Origin of the sequence: Kitasatospora sp. NPDC088346 (genome assembly GCF_044740765.1) — a bacterium.
Lineage (GTDB): Bacteria > Actinomycetota > Actinomycetes > Streptomycetales > Streptomycetaceae > Kitasatospora.
The window spans coordinates 64463-81564 of record NZ_JBIURH010000007.1; the positions used below are offsets into that span (position 1 = coordinate 64463).

17 protein-coding genes are annotated in these 17102 nt (G+C 72.3%); 5 read left to right on the forward strand and 12 right to left on the reverse strand.

Annotation, left to right across the window (positions count from 1 at the left end; all coding sequences use genetic code 11):
- Positions 1 to 74: 74 nt before the first annotated feature.
- Positions 75 to 875, reverse strand: a complete 801-nt coding sequence (locus ACIOFR_RS12385; protein ID WP_400995455.1) for an alpha/beta fold hydrolase — start codon at positions 873 to 875, stop codon at positions 75 to 77.
- A 91-nt stretch (positions 876 to 966) separates the two neighbouring features.
- On the opposite strand from ACIOFR_RS12385, the gene ACIOFR_RS12390 reads away from it, so the two are divergent.
- Together ACIOFR_RS12390 and ACIOFR_RS12395 are read left to right on the forward strand one after the other, a co-directional pair.
- Positions 967 to 1944 (forward strand): ABC transporter ATP-binding protein, encoded by a 978-nt coding sequence (locus tag ACIOFR_RS12390; RefSeq protein WP_400995458.1) that lies wholly within the window; start codon positions 967 to 969, stop codon positions 1942 to 1944.
- 1 nt (position 1945) lies between these two features.
- Positions 1946 to 2707 (forward strand): ABC transporter permease subunit, encoded by a 762-nt coding sequence (locus ACIOFR_RS12395; protein ID WP_400995461.1) that lies wholly within the window; start codon positions 1946 to 1948, stop codon positions 2705 to 2707.
- A 48-nt stretch (positions 2708 to 2755) separates the two neighbouring features.
- On the opposite strand, the gene ACIOFR_RS12400 is transcribed toward ACIOFR_RS12395, so the two are convergent.
- Positions 2756 to 3076 carry an ATP/GTP-binding protein gene (locus tag ACIOFR_RS12400; RefSeq protein WP_400995464.1) on the reverse strand — a complete coding sequence of 107 codons (321 nt, stop codon included), beginning with the start codon at positions 3074 to 3076 and terminating at the stop codon, positions 2756 to 2758.
- Positions 3077 to 3510: 434 nt separating this feature from the next.
- On the opposite strand from ACIOFR_RS12400, the gene ACIOFR_RS12405 reads away from it, so the two are divergent.
- Complete coding sequence (locus tag ACIOFR_RS12405) at positions 3511 to 4695, forward strand: LLM class flavin-dependent oxidoreductase (RefSeq protein ID WP_400995843.1); 1185 nt, start codon at positions 3511 to 3513, stop codon at positions 4693 to 4695.
- 105 nt (positions 4696 to 4800) lie between these two features.
- On the opposite strand, the gene ACIOFR_RS12410 is transcribed toward ACIOFR_RS12405, so the two are convergent.
- A complete protein-coding gene (locus tag ACIOFR_RS12410) occupies positions 4801 to 5193 on the reverse strand; it encodes an SCO5389 family protein (RefSeq protein ID WP_400995466.1) in 393 nt (130 codons plus the stop codon).
- Positions 5194 to 5761: 568 nt separating this feature from the next.
- Between ACIOFR_RS12410 and nucS the strand changes: the two genes are divergently transcribed.
- Positions 5762 to 6421, forward strand: a complete 660-nt coding sequence (gene nucS / locus ACIOFR_RS12415; RefSeq protein WP_400995468.1) for an endonuclease NucS — start codon at positions 5762 to 5764, stop codon at positions 6419 to 6421.
- Positions 6422 to 6424: 3 nt separating this feature from the next.
- On the opposite strand, the gene ACIOFR_RS12420 is transcribed toward nucS, so the two are convergent.
- From ACIOFR_RS12420 to ACIOFR_RS12430, 3 genes are all read right to left on the reverse strand, one after another.
- Positions 6425 to 8611, reverse strand: coding sequence for an ATP-binding protein (locus tag ACIOFR_RS12420; protein WP_400995470.1), 2187 nt, complete (start codon positions 8609 to 8611; stop codon positions 6425 to 6427).
- Positions 8612 to 8850: 239 nt separating this feature from the next.
- A complete protein-coding gene (locus ACIOFR_RS12425; RefSeq protein ID WP_400995472.1) occupies positions 8851 to 9219 on the reverse strand; it encodes an STAS domain-containing protein in 369 nt (122 codons plus the stop codon).
- A 299-nt stretch (positions 9220 to 9518) separates the two neighbouring features.
- The gene (locus tag ACIOFR_RS12430) at positions 9519 to 10388 is read right to left on the reverse strand and encodes a 3-hydroxyacyl-CoA dehydrogenase family protein (protein WP_400995474.1); all 870 of its coding nucleotides are present in this window, start codon (positions 10386 to 10388) and stop codon (positions 9519 to 9521) included.
- 222 nt (positions 10389 to 10610) lie between these two features.
- On the opposite strand from ACIOFR_RS12430, the gene ACIOFR_RS12435 reads away from it, so the two are divergent.
- Entirely contained in the window at positions 10611 to 10925 is a 315-nt protein-coding gene (locus ACIOFR_RS12435) for a hypothetical protein (RefSeq protein ID WP_400995477.1), read from the forward strand.
- Positions 10926 to 10989: 64 nt separating this feature from the next.
- On the opposite strand, the gene ACIOFR_RS12440 is transcribed toward ACIOFR_RS12435, so the two are convergent.
- The 6 genes from ACIOFR_RS12440 to atpA all read right to left on the reverse strand — a co-directional run bounded on the left by ACIOFR_RS12440 (position 10990) and on the right by atpA (position 17049).
- On the reverse strand, positions 10990 to 11562 hold the full coding sequence (locus tag ACIOFR_RS12440; RefSeq protein WP_400995479.1) for a cob(I)yrinic acid a,c-diamide adenosyltransferase: 573 nt from the start codon (positions 11560 to 11562) through the stop codon (positions 10990 to 10992).
- A gap of 296 nt (positions 11563 to 11858) precedes the next feature.
- Complete coding sequence (locus ACIOFR_RS12445; RefSeq protein WP_350637995.1) at positions 11859 to 12359, reverse strand: DUF2550 domain-containing protein; 501 nt, start codon at positions 12357 to 12359, stop codon at positions 11859 to 11861.
- Between the two features lie 128 nt (positions 12360 to 12487).
- On the reverse strand, positions 12488 to 12868 hold the full coding sequence (locus tag ACIOFR_RS12450; protein ID WP_400995481.1) for a F0F1 ATP synthase subunit epsilon: 381 nt from the start codon (positions 12866 to 12868) through the stop codon (positions 12488 to 12490).
- 211 nt (positions 12869 to 13079) lie between these two features.
- Entirely contained in the window at positions 13080 to 14525 is a 1446-nt protein-coding gene (gene atpD / locus ACIOFR_RS12455; RefSeq protein ID WP_400995483.1) for a F0F1 ATP synthase subunit beta, read from the reverse strand.
- A gap of 2 nt (positions 14526 to 14527) precedes the next feature.
- A complete protein-coding gene (locus ACIOFR_RS12460; protein ID WP_400995485.1) occupies positions 14528 to 15442 on the reverse strand; it encodes a F0F1 ATP synthase subunit gamma in 915 nt (304 codons plus the stop codon).
- A 32-nt stretch (positions 15443 to 15474) separates the two neighbouring features.
- A complete protein-coding gene (atpA, locus tag ACIOFR_RS12465; RefSeq protein WP_400995488.1) occupies positions 15475 to 17049 on the reverse strand; it encodes a F0F1 ATP synthase subunit alpha in 1575 nt (524 codons plus the stop codon).
- Positions 17050 to 17102 lie beyond the last annotated feature (53 nt).

Consider the following 17102-nt stretch of genomic DNA (forward strand, 5'->3'; position numbering starts at 1 on the left):
CACCGCCGGTGGGCCCGTACCGATCCCGGTACGGGCCCATCGTGCTGCCGGCCCGCGGGCCGGCGCCCGCCGGCTCAGCCGCGGATCCGCCGCAGCAGTGCGCGGACGGCGGCGGCGAAGGTCTCCGGGGCCTCCAGCGAGCTGAGGTGGCCGACGGCCGGGATGACGGTGAGCTCGGCGTCGGCCATCGCCTCGGCCAGCATCCGCGCCTCGGCGAGCGGGGTGACCGAGTCGGCCTCGCCGACGATCACGGCGGCCGGCACGCTCAGCCCGGCCAGCACCTCCAGCGAGTCGCCGCGGGCGGCCATCGCCCGCTGGGCCCACGCGACGGCCCGCGGCGAGGCCTCGGCGATCATCCCCCGGACGTCTTCGACCAGGTCGGGGCCGGCCGCGGGGCCGAGCAGGTTCTCGGCCATCCGCTCGTCCACCAGCAGCCGTACGCTGTCCCTGGCCAGCACGGCGGCGGCGATCCGCTCGCGGTTGGTGCGGGCGGGTTCGGCGTCGGGGCCGGCCTTGGTGTCGGCGAGCAGCAGCCCGCACAGCCGGTCGGGGTGGCGCCGGGCGAAGGCCATCGCCACGTACCCGCCCATCGACAGGCCGCCGACCACCGCCCGGTCGACCCCGGCCGTGTCCAGCAGGCGGGCCACGTCGTCGGCGACGGCGTCCAGCGAGGGTTCGTCGTCACCGAGCGGAGCCGAGCCGAAACCCCGCTGATCCGGCGCGAAGACCCTGGCCAGCTCCCCCGCCGGGCCGGCGAGCCGCTCCACCTGGGCGGACCACATCCGGGCCGAGAAGGGGAAGGCGTGCAGCAGGACGAGCGGGGTACCGGTGCCGGTGCCGGGCGGGTGACCGGTCGGCGTCGTGGGGATGGTCATGGTGCCACCGTATTGCGGGCCACCGGCCCACCGCAGCCAGCGCGCCTGATGAACGTCCCTGCCATAATCTGACGGAGAGTGAGGGAGCGACATGATCGAACTGCATCAGCTGACGAAACGTTACGGCGGCAAACTGGCCGTGGACGGGCTCAGCTTCCAGGTGCCCCGGGGCGTGGTGACCGGCTTCCTCGGCCCCAACGGCGCCGGCAAGTCCACCACCATGCGCATGATCCTCGACCTGGACCGCCCGACCAGCGGCCGGGTCACCATCGACGGCAAGCGGTACGGGCAGCTGGCCGACCCGCTGCGGAAGATCGGCGCACTGCTGGAGGCCAAGGCCGTCCACCCCGGGCGCACCGCCTACGACCACCTGCTCTGGCTCGCCCAGAGCAACCGGATCCCGCGCTCCCGGGTGGACGAGGTCCTGGCCCTGGTCGGCCTGACCTCGGTGGCCAGGAAGCGCGCGAAGGGCTTCTCGCTCGGCATGGGCCAGCGCCTGGGCATCGCGTCCGCGCTGCTCGGCGACCCCGAGATCCTGATGTTCGACGAGCCGGTCAACGGGCTCGACCCCGAGGGCATCCTGTGGATCCGCAACCTGATGAAGGGCCTGGCCTCCGAAGGCCGGACGATCTTCGTCTCCTCGCACCTGATGAGCGAGATGGCGCTGACCGCCGACCACCTGGTGGTGATCGGCAAGGGCCGGCTGCTGGCCGACCTGTCGATGGCCGAGTTCATCAAGCAGAACTCCCGCTCCGCGGCCCGGATCCGCACCCCGCACGCCGAGCAGCTGCTGGACGCCCTGCACGGCGCCGGGCTCCGGGCCGAGGCCAAGGAGGACGGCTCGTACGAGATCGAGGACGGCGACCTGGTCTTCCTCGGCGACCTGGCCGCCCGGCACGGCATCACCCTGCACGAGCTCAGCCCGCAGCAGGCCTCGCTGGAGGAGGCCTTCATGCAGATGACGGCGGACTCCGTGGAGTACCACGCGGGACCGGACGCCGCGCCGGCCTGGGGCGCCGGCTGGTACCAGGGCCCGCACCCCACTCCGCTCGCCGGAAAGGAGAACTGAGATGGCGTCCTTCCCCGCGATCCTGCAGTCCGAGTGGACCAAGATCCGCAGCGTCCGGTCCACGATCTGGACCCTGGCCCTGACCTTCGTGGTCACGCTGGGTCTGGGCGCGCTGCTGTCCCTGCTCACCAAGAACAACTTCCAGGAGTTCGCCGGCGACGGGCCGTTCGACGCCACCAGCACCTCGCTGTCCGGCATCGGGCTCGGCGAGCTGGCCATCATCGTCTTCGGCGTGCTGGCGATCGGCAACGAGTACAGCAGCGGGCTGATCCGGGTCTCGCTGGCGGCGGTCCCGCAGCGCGGCACCCTGCTGACCGGCAAGGCCGTGGTGCTCGGACTGCTGGCGCTGGCCGTCTCGCTGGTGACGGTCTTCGTCACCTTCTTCGTCGGCCAGGCGCTGCTCGGCGAGCACTCCACCGACCTGGGCGAGCCGCACGTACTGCGCGCCGTGTTCGGCGCGGCGGCCTACCTGACCATGCTCTGCCTGTTCTCGGCCGGCGTCACCGCGATGCTGCACAACCAGACCCTGGCCCTGGGCATCCTGGTCCCGTTCTTCTTCCTGCTCTCGCCCATCCTGTCGGCGGTGCCGAAGGTCAAGACCGTGGCGCACTACTTCCCCGACTACGCGGGCCGGCGGATGCTGCTGGTCTACGGCGAGAGCGGGCAGCCGTACGGGGCCGGCGCGGGCTTCCTGATCTGCCTGGCGTGGACGCTCGCGGCACTGGCCGGCGGCGCGCTGGTGCTCAAGAAGCGGGACGCCTAGGGCTTGTCCACGGACCGGGCCCGGCCGCCCCGGAACCGACAGCGGACCTCAGTACCTGGGAGCGCCGCGGCCCCGCTGGATGTTGGAGCCGCGGCGCTCCCGTGCGCCCCAGCAGGCCCGGTGCCAGTGCCGGCGGTCGTCCACGCCCGCGCCGTACTCGGGCCAGGCCACCACGTGCCCCACGCCCGGCGGGATCTCCTGGTCGCAGCCGGGGCAGCGGTAGAAGCGGCCCGCCGTGCCGGCCACGGTCTGCACCACCCACTCCTCGCCGCGGTAGCTCTCGGTACGGCGCAGCGAGCCGCCCGGCGGGGCCGCCGGCGCGGCCTCGCGGTCGGCGGAGCTGTTGGTCCGGTTACGGCGGGGTGACACGTCGACTACCTCTCGGCCGGGCGGGGTTGGGCTTCCCAGGGTAGAGGTCCGCGCGGGCCCGCCGCGGCCGGCGGCGGTGGACGGCGGCCGGCGGCGGTGGACGGCGGTCACGGGCGCCCGCGGGCGGCGGGCAGCGGTCGGCGACGGGCGGCGGGCAGCGGTCGGCAGCGGGTGGTCGGGACCAATATCACGCCAAGGACCGAGGTCCGGGCGTTTCCCCCGAGATCCATCCTTTCTTCGGCGAAATTGGTCGATCAGCGTGCCATTGGCACATGACATGGGTTACTCACGAGGGGACAAGGCGGGGCTCGCAGAGCTGCGCGCTCCCGAGGAGGCCTCCGATGACCAAGACCACCCCGCGGCCCGAGATCCACTCGCCGGCCACCGGACCGGTGCCCGCACCCGCGCTCGGACAGCCGTCCGGTACCGACGCCATCCGGGTCGGCGCCTTCCTGCTCTCGGCGCAGTTCCCCGGCCAGGGCCACGCGGAGGCGCTGGAGCGCACGCTGAGCGCCACCACCGCCGCCGAGCGCTCCGGCCTGGACAGCGTCTGGCTGGCCGAGCACCACTTCGTCCCGTACGGCGTCTGCCCCGACGCGGCCACGCTGGCCGCCCTGCTGCTCGGCCGGACCCGCCGGATCGGCGTCGGCACGGCCGTCAGCGTGCTCTCCACCAGCCACCCCGTCCGGCTCGGCGAGCAGGCCGCGCTGCTGCACCTCACCTCGGGCGGCCGGTTCACCCTCGGGGTGGGCCGCGGCGGGCCCTGGATCGACCTGACGGTCTTCGGCACCGGGCCGGACGCGTACGAGCAGGGCTTCCCGGAGCGGCTGGACCTCCTGCTGCGCTGGCTGCGCGAGGGCCGGGTGGGCGCCGCAGGCCCGCAGTTCTCCTTCCCGGAGGTCGCCGTGGTGCCCCGGGCCACCGAGCCGGTGCTGCCGACCGACGCCGGCGGCCGCGAGGGCCTGGCCGGGTGGCTGGGGCTGGACGGCGACCCGGAGGCCGCCCTGCGCGCCTTCCCCCGGCAGCGCCACGACCAGGGCCCGCACCGCAGGGCGGCGGCGTCCACCGACCCCCGGCCGGCGCCCGGGCCTGGCGGGCCGCCGGTGGTGGTGGCCTGCACCTCCCCCGGCGGGGTGCGCACGGCGGCCGAGCGCGGGCTGCCGATGCTGCTCGGCATGCACTCCGGGGACGAGGACAAGGCCCAGATGCTGGCCGCCTACCGGACGGCCTGGCGGGCCGCCGGGCGCGGTGAGGAGCAGTTGGCCCGGATCGAGCGCGAGCACGTCGCGGCCGGGGTCGTCCAGGTCGGCGACCGCACCGCCGGCGCCCGCGACGAACTGCTGCGCGCAATGCCCGGTTTCTTCGCCCACGGCCTCGGCGCCCACCGCACGGTGGACGACCGGGCGCGGACCATGCGCGACCCGCGCTCGTACACCGAACTGCTCTGCGACCTCCACCCGGTGGGCACGCCCCGGCAGTGCGCCGACCGGCTGCTGGCCACCGCCGAGCGGACGGGCATCCGCCGGTTCGCGCTGCTCACCGAGGGCTCCGGCGACCGGGCCGCGACCCTGCACAACATCGCCCGGCTGGGCGCGGAGGTCCTGCCCCAGCTCGGATGAGGCGCCGCCGCCGTGACGAGCCGCTCGGGCGGGGCGCCGCCGGGGTGAGGACGGACACACCTCGGTGGGCCGCCCCCGCGGGGCGGCCCACCGACGGAAGACGGTTCAGCAGTCGCGCAGCTCGGCGGACTGATTGAGCAGCTGGGCCCGGACGGAGGTGAAGCGCCGGTGGCGCTCCGCCGAGGCCTCGGAGGGCGCGAAGACCGCCACCCGGTGGCAGTTCTGGAACGCCAACTGAACGCCGAAGTGCCGCTGCAGGGCACCTCGGATCGCGTCGCTGGCCATGGCGCGCAGGAGCTGGCCGCGGGCCTGCTCACTCGGCGGCGGGACCTGGTTGTCGGCGAAGTCGGTGCCGTCGACCTTGAGCTGGGCGACCAGCGAGCTGATCAGCTCCCAGGCGTACGGCAGGGAGGCTCGGACGCAGTCGACGAACTCCCTCTCGTCGACCTCGCCTCTCTCGGCCTTCGCAAGCAGGGCCGGTGAGACGTCGAGCGACATGGGTTCTCCTCTCGCGGTCCACCCCGGCGCGGCTGCCCGGGTGGTCGTGCGGCTGTGCGGATGGTGCCGTGCCGTGCTCACACGGGTGGTACGGGTGGCGGATGCCGCCCGGCCCGACCTGGTCTCCGGTCGGGCTGACAGGGACTCAGTGGGCGTCAGCGGGACCGCTGGAGGTCCGTGGGACCGCACACCGAGGAAAGGGGACGACACCCGGGTCGGCCGGAGCCCGGGCACACGCCGACACCGTGGCGACACCGCCGGGTGGGGCGACGGCCACTCACTCCAGCCTGGCAGGCGACGCTCAGCCCGGCTGGAGAATCCGCCGATTCACCGCCCGAGCGGAGCCCTGTGGCGCAGATTGGCCGGATCCCGTCGGAGCGTTCATCCCAGTTCTCCATCCCCGTTGAACGCCCCCCGACGGCCGGACATCACGGTGCCGTACCCTTCGCGGTCCGGCCCGACCGGCCTTCGGAGTGCCGTCACTCCATGGTTCGCCGCCTCCGCCGATTCTTCACCCGGCTGTCGCGGAATCGCATCAACTGGCCCCGGTGGGCTAGCGTGGTCGACCGTGCGTCTCGTAATTGCCCGCTGCTCCGTCGACTATGCCGGACGGCTCTCAGCCCATCTCCCGTCCGCCACCCGCCTGATCCTGGTGAAGGCCGACGGGAGCGTCAGCATCCATGCCGACGACCGCGCCTACAAGCCGCTCAACTGGATGTCCCCACCGTGCACCCTGAAGGCGGCGGACGGCCTCTGGACGGTCACCAACAAGGCCGGTGAGAAGCTCATCATCACCCTGGAAGAGGTGATGCACGACTCCTCCCACGAGCTCGGTGTCGACCCCGGCCTGGTCAAGGACGGCGTCGAGGCCCACCTCCAGGAGCTGCTCGCCGACCGGATGGAGGTGCTCGGGGCGGGCTGGCAGCTGATCCGCCGCGAGTACCCGACCGCCATCGGGCCGGTCGACATCCTCTGCCGCGACTCCGACGGCGCCACCGTCGCCATCGAGATCAAGCGCCGCGGCGAGATCGACGGCGTCGAGCAGCTCACCCGCTACCTGGAGCTGCTCAACCGCGATCCGCTGCTCGCCCCGGTCAAGGGCGTGTTCGCCGCGCAGGAGATCAAGCCGCAGGCCCGGGTGCTGGCCACCGACCGCGGCATCGGCTGCGTGGTGCTGGACTACGACGAGCTGCGCGGCATCGACGACGACAAGCTCAAGCTGTTCTGAGCCCTACGGCGTCGGCGTGCCCGACGGGTCCGGACTCGGTGACGTCGAGGTCGGCGGCACGGACGAGGACGGCGGTGTCGTCGGCGGCGTCGGCGCCCCGTCCTGGGTCGGACTGGCCGGCGGCGGTGTCGTCGTCCCGGACTTGCCCGGGGTGGGCTTGCGGCTCGTCCGCGACGCGCTCGGCGTCGGTGCCGCGCTCGGGGTCTCGGCGGGGCTCTCCGAGGCGCTCCCGGTGGCTTCCGGCACGGGCGAGGGCGTCGGGCTCCCGCTGCTGCCGAAGTCGAGCCCGGACGGCAGCGGGTCGTCGTCGACCGACGTGCCGGGCCTGGTCCGGTTGCCGCCGCCCTGTGGGTCCTGGCCGGCCAGGCTGAGCCCGATCGCGGTGCCCAGCACCCCGACCGCGAGCACGGCCGCCGTGGCGGCCAGCACCGTCCGCCGGGTGTCGCGGCCCGTCCTGGGCGCGGTACGGAAGCGGAACGGCGCCTGGGCGATCGCCCGGATCACCGGGCGCCGCCCGACCGGCGCCAGCTCGTTCTCGTCGTCCTCCGCGGGCGTGTCCAGCGTGGCGCGCAGCAGTTCGACCATCCGCCGGGCGGCCACCCCGCCGCGCGGCTCGCCCAGCGCGGCCCGCAGCGCCACGGCGGCGTCGAGTTCGGCCGAGGCCCGCTGCGAGGTGCCCCGGCACAGCGCCAGCGCGCCGAGCTCCTGGTGGAACCAGGCCTCCTCGCCGCTGGCCCCCAGCGTCCTGGCGGCCTCCAGGCCGAGCTGGAGGGACCTCTCCCAGGCCCCCCACCGCAGGGACAGCGCCAGCGCCGGCGCGGCCGCCCTGGCCAGCCGCAGCACCGCCTCCGGGCGTGCGGCCGTCCGGTCGGCGAGCATCGCGCCGAGGATCACCTCCGCCTCGGCCGCGATCTGCTCGGTGCCGACCGACCCGTGCCCGACCCACCAGGAGAAGTGCTCGGCCGCGCCGAAGCCGATCTCGCCGGTCTCCCAGTGCGCGGACAGGCTCTCCAACACTCCGGCCGCCAGCCGGTGGTGACCACCGATCGACACCGCCAGCCCCGCGTCCACCAGTTCCTGCAGGGCGCCCTCGCCGTGGGCCACGTCGATCAGCGCCGGCAGGTGCGCGGCGGTCGGGCACTCGCCGCCGAGCGCCAGGGCGAGCCGGAGCACCTCGCGGGCCGAGTCCCCCAGCCCCTCCGCGAGCCGCAGTGCGGGCGCCGCGCTCTCCGCCACCGTCGGCAGCGGGACGGAGCGCCGCAACTCCCCCTCCAGGACGGCCGGGTCGTCCGGCTCGTCGACATCCTGGACCGTGCCGAAGACGCTCCTGCGGTCCTCCTGGGCGGCCACCAGCGCGTCCACCGCGACGTCCCGCTGGCGCAGCAGCGCCGCGGCCTGGACGAAGCGCAGCGGCAGCCCCTCGGACTCGAACCACAGGTCGACCGCCCAGGACCGCTCCGACTCGTCCAGCTGACGGCCCGCCAGGCGGCTCACCAGGTTGAGGCAGGCACCCCGGGAGAGGCCGGCCACCAGGTGGTCGCGCAGCCGGGAGCCGAGCTGGAGCGGCCGGCCGTCCGGCGGCACCGAGACCAGGAACGCGCAGTCCGGCGCGGCGCCGAGCAGCCGGTCGAGCTCGGACTCCTCCAGGTCGACGTCGTCGATCACCACGACGGCGCCGACCTCGCTCAGCCGCGCGGCCAGCTCCCGGCGGTCCGGGCGGACGCCCGGGGCGTGGTGGGTGGCGGCGAACAGGTCCTGGAGCAGGTCGTCGGCGGACCTGCGGTGGCCGCCGAGCCGGACCACCCCGTCGGGGGCGAGTCCCCCGGCGGCGTCCGCGACGGCGGCCAGCAGCGCGCTGCGGCCGGAGCCGGCCTGGCCGACCAGCCGGACCGAACGGCCCTCGGCCAGCTGGCCGAGCAGCTCGGCGATGTCCGCCTCGCGGTCCAGCAGCGGCAGGTCGGCGGGGCCGGTGCCGAGCGCCAGCGGGCCGACCGCGAGGCCGGGGCCGGGCGTGGGGCCGGTCCGCTCCCGCGGCCCGCGGCGGCGCGGTTCGGGCCGCCAGCCGTCCGGGCAGGCGGTGGCCTCGGAGCCGTCCGCGCCGCCCACCGTCAGCATCAGGTCGCCGGGGAACACCTCGCCGGTCCGGGCCCGCAGCCCGTCCTGCCGGAAATCGCCGGTTGGCTGTCCCACGTCGTTGCTCCACCCATACTCGACCGCGCGCCACCCGAACCCCCGGGCGCTGAGGACCGGCCGCGACCCGATCCGGGCGGCCGTGACCACTGAGCGCAGACTTTCCCACACCCGCTCCGCGCAGCACAGACCCGGTCCCGGTTTGGGCCGGAGGGCAGACGGGTCGGACACGACCGAAGCCGTCGCCACGGGCTTCACCGTGCGGGGCCGCGCGGGGCACCGGGCCGGCGCCGCGGGCACTACAGGGTGGGGACCACCAGCGGCGGATTGGGCACGGCGAGCGCGGGGAGGGAGGTGCCGTAGGCGTCCGGGACGGCGCCCTCGACGGCGAGGATGCGGTGCAGCCTGGTGGCGACCAGCAGCCGCTGGAGCTGGGCCGGGACGTCGCGCAGCACCAGGCGGCGGCCGAGCCGGCCGGCCCGGCGGTGGGTGCCCATGATGACGCCGAGGCCGGTGGCGTCCCAGAACTCCAGGCGGCCGAGGTCGAGCACCAGGTCGCCCTGCCCGCCGTCGACGGCGGAGTGCAGGCGGGCCCGGGCGTCGGCGGCACTGCGCACGTCGAGCCGGCCTTCGATGGCCAGGCCGCGTTGGTCGCCAGTGATGCGCACGTTCTCCTCCTCCGCTGTGCCGTTCCGGATCCGCAGGGGGCTCCGCCGGTCGGGGGCGGGCACCGGGCGCCCGCACACACGGGGCCGCGCCGGTCTCCCCCTCATCTGACGGCCGACCAACTCCGCAGGTTGCTCCCACCCGGCGGGATGGCGGACAACTTCACCCGTCCGAGGGAATATACGCAGGAAGTCCCCATACCCACGCTCGATTCCCGCCCAAATCACCCGTCTGCGGCGCTTGCGTGAGCAAACTCACCCGGGTGGTGGGCCCGGCCGACCGCCCACCACCCGGACGGGCGCTACTTGCCCTCGTAGCCGTAGAAGCCGCGGCCGCTCTTGCGGCCGAGGTCCCCGGCGGTGACCATCCGGGCCATGATCTCCGGGGCGGCGAACTTCTCGTCCTGGGTCTCGGCGTAGATGTTGTGCGCGGCGTGCAGCAGGATGTCGACACCGGTCAGGTCGGCGGTCTGCAGCGGGCCCATCGGGTGGCCGAAGCCGAGCCGGCAGGCGGTGTCGATGTCCTCGGCCGTCGCCACGCCCGACTCGTACAGCTTGGCCGCCTCCACCACCAGCGCGGTGATCAGGCGGGTGGTGACGAAGCCCGCCACGTCCCGGTTGACCACCACGACCTCCTTGCCCACGCCCTCGGCGTACGCCCGGACCCTCGCCAGGGTCTCGTCGCTGGTCTTGTAGCCGCGCACCAGCTCGACCAGCCGCATCAGCGGCACCGGCGAGAAGAAGTGCACGCCGACCACGGACTCCGGGCGCGAGGTGGCGGCCGCGATCCGGGTGATCGGGATGGCGGAGGTGTTGGAGGCCAGCACCGCACCGTCCTTGGCCAGCTTGTCGAGCTCGCGGAAGACCGCCTCCTTGACCTCCAGCTGCTCGAACACCGCCTCGACCACGATGTCCGCCTCGGCGACCGCGCCCAGGTCGGTGGTCACGGTGATCCGGCCGAGCGCCGCCTCCGCCTCCTGCGCGGTCAGCCGGCCCTTGGCCACGAACTTCTCGTACGAGGCCCGGATGCCCGCCAGACCGCGCTGCAGCGCCTCGTCGGTGACGTCCCGCAGGACCACCGGGTGACCGGCCTGCGCCGACACCTGGGCGATACCGGCGCCCATCAGGCCGGCACCGATCACGGCGATCTGCTGGGTGGCTGCGTTGCTCATGGCTGGGTCTCCCGAGTGACGATGTTCGCCCGTCGGGCCCGCCGGGAGCACGTGGTCCTAGGCCGGTGCTCCAGCGGGTCCGGGGCGGTGCCTGAAGGCGGCTCAGGGCAGGGGTCTCCCCCCGGAGCCGCGCCGCTCACGCGCCGGACTCTAATGCCCCGGCGGGCTCCATGGTGAGATTGAGGAGTGTGATCTGTGCCGGACCGAGGAGAGGTCGACGCGTTGAGCGCTGTGCACCCGCTGGTGGCGCTGCTGATCAGCCTGGGCGCGGTGGCCGTCCTGGTCCTGCTGATGCAGTGGACGTACCGCCGGGGAAGTTCCCTGGTCGCCCGGCGGCCGCACGCCGGGAACCCCGACGAGTACGGGCTGCTGGTCACCGTGGCCGCGCCCGCCGACGCCGCCGAGGCCGCCCGGCTGGGCGGGTTGCTCACCGCCGCCGGCGTGCGGCACAACCTGGTGGACACCACCGCCGGAGCCCGGCTGATGGTCTGGCCGGGCGACGTCGAACGGGCCCGGGCCGCACTGGACCGCAGGTGAACCGGGCCTGACGGCCGGTCGGGTGCCACGGCCTCCGGCCCTGGGCCCGGATCGCCGCCCGCGCCTAGCGGTTCTCCCCGGGCACCCACAGCACGTCGCCCTGCTCCTTGTTGGCCACCCGCGCCAGGATGAACAGCAGGTCGGAGAGCCGGTTCAGGTACTTCGCGGTGAGCGGGTTGACGGACTCCCCGTGCAGGTCGATCGCCGCCCAGGTGGACCGCTCGGCCCGTCGCACCACGGTGCAGGCCAGGTGCAGGTACGCCGCGCCGGGGGTACCGCCCGGGAGGATGAAGCTGCGCAGCTTCTCCAACTGCTCGAGGTAGTGGTCGCAGTCCGACTCCAGGCGGTCCACGTAGCTCTGCAGCACCCGCAGCGGCGGGTACTTCGGGTCCTCCACCACCGGGGTCGCCAGATCCGCGCCGACGTCGAACAGGTCGTTCTGAACCCGCGTCAGCACCGCCGAGACGTCCTCCGGCAGCGCCCCGACGGCGATCGCCACCCCGAGCGCGGCGTTGGCCTCGTTGGTGTCCGCGTACGCCACCAGCCGGGGGTCGGTCTTGGTGGTGCGGCTCATGTCGCCGAGGGCCGTCGTGCCGTCGTCACCGGTGCGGGTGTAGATCCGCGTCAGATTCACCATGGCCCGCAGCCTACTCAGGCACCACGGGCCCCACCCGTGATTGCGACGCCGATCACAGCGCCCTGGTGGGCGCCCCGGGCGTACGCACGCCGCTCACGGACCGGTTCCGGCCACGGGAGTCGTGATCGGGTCCGTACGGTGCGGCGGTCACGCAGAGCGCACGGAGAGCACACCTCCTCCGTACGGTACGAGCGGGCCGAGTGCCGTGGCACGACCACCAACGCTCCGACGGTGGGGCGCCGACCGGTCGCGCGGGAAGGAGGTCCCGCGAAGCCACCGGTTCGAGCGAGTGCCGGCTACGCGACGTTGACCCGCTGCCCGGGCGGGGCGGCTTCGAGCCAGGCGAGGAAGCCGGTGAGGGCGTCGTCACTCATGGCGAGCTCCAGGGGGGCGCCGTTGTGGAGGCAGCGCAGGACGACGGAGCCGGAGAGCAGGGCGAGCTCCTCCTGGCCCTCCGGGTAGCGGCGACCGAGCACCTCGATCTGGGTGCGGGGCAGCACCCGGCGGGGGCGGGGGGCGTACGAGAAGACCCGGAACCACTCGATGGAGTCGCCGCTGTACCGGCCGATACCAAAAACCCACCCCTTGCCATCGGTCACCGGGACCGGGGCGGAGGTGGGCTGGCCGTTCTCATCGAGGTCGGGCTGCGTGGAGGCGTCCGCGGGCATTTTCAGCCGGAAGCTGCAGTCGAACGTTCCGCCGACCCGCTGGATCACCCGGCGGCGCACCGCGAAGGCGACCAGGCCGGCCACTCCGAGGGCCACCACCGTCGCGCACACCACAAGGGCGAGGACCATGCTCACCGACCTCCTCGCTACCTGCGTCCCCGTTGCGGTCGTATCAACGACCGCCCTGTCCTACCAACTGATACGACAGTCCCGGGGTCACGCATTCGCGTCCCCGGGACCGTCGGTCTGACCTGCGCTCAGGCGGCCTTGAGGCCGCGGGCCGCCACGAGGCGGACCTCGGCCCGGCGCTCGGCGTGCTCGTCGAGCTCGCCCTGGGCGCTGTCCAGCGCGCGCTGCGCCCGCGCGACATCGATCTCGTCCGCCAGCTCGGCCACCTCGGCGAGGATGGAGAGCTTGTTCTCGGCGAAGGAGATGAAGCCGCCGTGCACAGCCGCGACGACGGTGCCGCCATCGGTGGTGCGGATGGTGACCGGACCGGTCTCCAGCACGCTCAGCACCGGAGTGTGACCGGGCATGATGCCGGTGTCACCGGAGGCCGTACGGGCGACAACGATGGTGGCCGCACCGGACCACACCTTGCGGTCGGCTGCGACCAGCTCGACGTGCAGCTCAGCCAACGTGGGCTCCTAGGCTCTTGCCGGGAAATCGGAGCAATCCCGATTACTCGGCAGTTTCGGTAAGAATAACGGGCCCGTGCCCCCGGCAGGAAACCAAGGGCCCGGAGATGACCGGGATCACAGCCGTCCTGTGCCGTGAGGGGTGGCCCCCGGGAGCCCGGGGACCACCCCTCACGTTCGGTCGGCCATCAGACCGGCCGGTTACAGCTGGTTACTTCTTCGCCAGGTCGGCGGCGTTCTTCTCGAGGTCCTCGATGCCACCACACATGAAGAAGGCCTGCTCCGGGACGGAGTCGTACTTGCCGTCCGCGATCGCGTTGAAGGCCTCGATGGTCTCCGACAGCGGCACGGTCGAGCCCTCGACGCCGGTGAACTGCTTCGCGACGTAGGTGTTCTGCGACAGGAAGCGCTCGATACGACGGGCACGGTGAACCGTGATCTTGTCGTCCTCGGACAGCTCGTCGATGCCGAGGATCGCGATGATGTCCTGGAGGTCCTTGTACTTCTGCAGGATCCCCTTGATACGGACCGCGGTCTCGTAGTGGTCCTGCGCGATGTAGCGCGGGTCCAGGATGCGGGACGTGGAGTCCAGCGGGTCGACGGCCGGGTAGATGCCCTTCTCGGAGATCGGACGGGAGAGAACCGTCGTCGCGTCGAGGTGGGCGAAGGTGGTCGCCGGGGCCGGGTCGGTCAGGTCGTCCGCGGGGACGTAGATCGCCTGCATCGAGGTGATCGAGTGACCGCGGGTCGAGGTGATGCGCTCCTGGAGGAGGCCCATCTCGTCGGCCAGGTTCGGCTGGTAGCCCACCGCGGAGGGCATGCGGCCGAGCAGGGTCGACACCTCGGAACCGGCCTGGGTGAACCGGAAGATGTTGTCGATGAAGAGCAGAACGTCCTGCTGCTCCACGTCACGGAAGTACTCCGCCATGGTCAGCGCGGAGAGCGCGACCCGCAGACGGGTGCCCGGCGGCTCGTCCATCTGGCCGAAGACCAGCGCGGTCTTGTCCAGAACGCCCGAGTCGACCATCTCGTGGATGAGGTCGTTGCCCTCACGGGTGCGCTCGCCGACACCGGCGAACACCGACACACCACCGAAGTTCTCGGCGACGCGGTAGATCATCTCCTGGATCAGAACGGTCTTGCCGACACCGGCACCACCGAACAGACCGATCTTGCCACCCTGGACGTACGGGGTGAGGAGGTCGATGACCTTGATGCCGGTCTCGAACATCTCGGTCTTGGACTCGAGGTCCTTGAAGGCCGGGGCCTTGCGGTGGATCGGCCAGCGGACCTCGACCTGGGACTCGAACTCGTCCTTGTCGACGTTCAGCACCTCACCGAGGGCGTTGAAGACCTTGCCCTTGGTGATCTGGCCGACCGGGACGGAGATCGCCGAACCGGTGTCGGAGACCTGCGCGCCACGGACCAGGCCGTCGGTCGGCTGCATCGAGATGCCGCGGACCAGGCCGTCGCCGAGGTGCTGGGCGACCTCGAGGGTCAGGATCTTCTTGCCCGAGCCGTCGGGGTTGTCCACCTCGACGTGCAGGGCGTTGAACATGTCCGGAATCGCGTCGACGGGGAACTCCACGTCGACGACCGGGCCGATGACCCGCGCGACGCGGCCCGTCGCCGTGGTCGGCTCAACAGTGGTGGTCATTCTCATTCGCTCCCGCGGCTAGCGTCAGCGAGCGCGTTGGCACCGCCGACGATCTCGCTGATTTCCTGGGTGATCTCGGCCTGACGGGCCGAGTTGGCAAGCCGCGTGAGCGACTTGATGAGCTCTCCCGCATTGTCGGTCGCGCTCTTCATCGCGCGCCGGCGAGCGGCGTGCTCCGAGGCGGCCGACTGCAGCAGCGCGTTGTAGATCCGGCTCTCGACGTACCGCGGCAGCAGCGCGTCCAGGACGCCCTCCGCCGACGGCTCGAAGTCGTACAGCGGGAAGATCTCCGACTTGGCCGGCTTGTCGTCGCTGAGCTTGACCTCGTCGAGCTTCAGCGGCAGCAGCCGGGCGTCCACCGGGGTCTGAGTCAGCATGGACTCGAACTTGGTGGAGACCAGGTGGAGCTCGTCCACGCCGCCCGTCGCGGCCGTGAAGGCCTCGATCAGGTCGACCGCCACGGCCTTCGCGTCGCCGTAGGTCGGCTTGTCGGAGAAGCCCGTCCACGACCCCGCGACCACGAGGTCACGGAAGTTGTAGTACGAGACGCCCTTGCGGCCGACGATGTACGTCACCACGTCCTTGCCCTCGGCACGCAGTCGCGCGGTGAGCGCGAGCGCCTGCTTGATGGCGTTGGTCGAGTAGCCGCCGGCCAGGCCGCGGTCCGCCGTGATCAGCAGGACTGCGGCCGTCTTGGCCTGCGGGTTCTCGGTGGTGAGCGGGTGCTTGGCGTTGGACCGGGTGGCCACCGCCGTCACCGCCCGGGTGAGCTCATCGGCGTACGGAGTGGAGGCGGCCACCGCGCGCTGCGCCTTGACGATGCGCGACGCGGAGATCATCTCCATCGCCTTGGTGATCTTCTTCGTCGCGGTGACAGAGCGGATCCGGCGCTTGTAGACCCGAAGCTGTGCTCCCATGGGTCGTTACGTCCTTTCCCTCGTTACCGGACTCAGGCCTGCTCGGACAGGAGCTTGCCGTCAGCCGTGGTGAAGCCCTGCTTGAAGGCGTTGATCGCCTCGGTCAGCGCGTCGATCGTGCCGTCCTCCAGCTTGGAGGTCTCCACGATGGCGGCCAGCAGGTCCTTCTTCTCGATCCGCAGGTGGTCCAGGAACTCGCGCTCGAAGCGGCGGATGTCCGCGACCGGGACGTCGTCCAGCTTGCCGGTGGTACCGGCCCAGATGGAGACGACCTGCTCCTCGACGGGGAACGGCTGGTACTGGCCCTGCTTGAGCAGCTCGACCATGCGCGCACCGCGCTCCAGCTGGGCCTTGGAGGCCGGGTCCAGGTCGGAACCGAAGGCGGCGAACGCCTCCAGCTCACGGTACTGGGCCAGGTCCAGGCGCAGGCGGCCGGCGACCGACTTCATGGCCTTGATCTGGGCCGAGCCACCGACGCGGGAGACCGAGATACCGACGTTCACGGCCGGGCGGATGCCGGCGTTGAACAGGTCGGACTCCAGGAAGCACTGGCCGTCGGTGATGGAGATGACGTTGGTCGGGATGTACGCCGACACGTCGTTCGCCTTGGTCTCGATGATCGGCAGACCGGTCATCGAACCCGCGCCCAGCTCGTCGGAGAGCTTCGCGCAGCGCTCCAGCAGGCGGGAGTGCAGGTAGAAGACGTCACCCGGGTACGCCTCGCGGCCCGGCGGGCGGCGCAGCAGCAGGGAGACGGAGCGGTAGGCCTCGGCCTGCTTCGACAGGTCGTCGAAGATGATGAGGACGTGCTTGCCGTCGTACATCCACTCCTGGCCGATGGCCGAACCGGTGTACGGGGCGAGGTACTTGAAACCGGCCGGGTCGGAGGCGGGAGCAGCCACGATGGTGGTGTACTCCAGCGCACCCGCGTCCTCCAGCGCGCCGCGGACGGACGCGATGGTGGAGCCCTTCTGGCCGACGGCGACGTAGATGCAGCGGACCTGCTTCTTCGGGTCGCCCGAGCGCCAGTTGTCGCGCTGGTTGATGATCGTGTCGATCGCCACCGCGGTCTTGCCGGTCTGGCGGTCGCCGATGATCAGCTGGCGCTGGCCGCGGCCGATCGGGGTCATCGCGTCGATGGCCTTGATGCCGGTCTGCATCGGCTCGTGGACCGACTTGCGGACCATGACGCCGGGAGCCTGCAGCTCAAGGGCGCGGCGACCGGAGGAGGCGATGTCGCCCAGACCGTCGATCGGGTTGCCCAGCGGGTCCACGACACGGCCGAGGTAGCCCTCGCCGACCGGCACGGAGAGGACCTCGCCGGTGCGGTGCACCGTCTGGCCCTCCTCGATGCCGGAGAACTCACCGAGGACGACGACACCGATCTCGCGGGTGTCGAGGTTCAGCGCGAGGCCGAGGGTGCCGTCCTCGAACTTCAGCAGCTCGTTGGCCATGACCGAGGGCAGGCCCTCGACCTTGGCAATACCGTCCATGGCCTCGGTGACCGTGCCGACCTCTTCACGCGAGGCCGCGTCCGGCTGGTACGACTGGACAAAGTCGGCCAGCGCGTCCCGGATCTCCTCCGGACGGATCGTAAGCTCCGCCATCAGGCTTCCCTGCTCTCCTAGTTTGCGATCCTCGGCCCGCCATTGAGGGCCGC

Coding starts and splice junctions, on each gene's coding strand:
- ACIOFR_RS12385 (WP_400995455.1), bottom strand. CDS start 875: ATGACCATCCCCACGACGCCGACCGGTCACCCGCCCGGCACCGGCACC.
- ACIOFR_RS12390 (WP_400995458.1), top strand. CDS start 967: ATGATCGAACTGCATCAGCTGACGAAACGTTACGGCGGCAAACTGGCC.
- ACIOFR_RS12395 (WP_400995461.1), top strand. CDS start 1,946: ATGGCGTCCTTCCCCGCGATCCTGCAGTCCGAGTGGACCAAGATCCGC.
- ACIOFR_RS12410 (WP_400995466.1), bottom strand. CDS start 5,193: ATGTCGCTCGACGTCTCACCGGCCCTGCTTGCGAAGGCCGAGAGAGGC.
- ACIOFR_RS12430 (WP_400995474.1), bottom strand. CDS start 10,388: ATGAGCAACGCAGCCACCCAGCAGATCGCCGTGATCGGTGCCGGCCTG.
- ACIOFR_RS12440 (WP_400995479.1), bottom strand. CDS start 11,562: ATGGTGAATCTGACGCGGATCTACACCCGCACCGGTGACGACGGCACG.
- ACIOFR_RS12445 (WP_350637995.1), bottom strand. CDS start 12,359: ATGGTCCTCGCCCTTGTGGTGTGCGCGACGGTGGTGGCCCTCGGAGTG.
- atpD (WP_400995483.1), bottom strand. CDS start 14,525: ATGACCACCACTGTTGAGCCGACCACGGCGACGGGCCGCGTCGCGCGG.
- ACIOFR_RS12460 (WP_400995485.1), bottom strand. CDS start 15,442: ATGGGAGCACAGCTTCGGGTCTACAAGCGCCGGATCCGCTCTGTCACC.
- atpA (WP_400995488.1), bottom strand. CDS start 17,049: ATGGCGGAGCTTACGATCCGTCCGGAGGAGATCCGGGACGCGCTGGCC.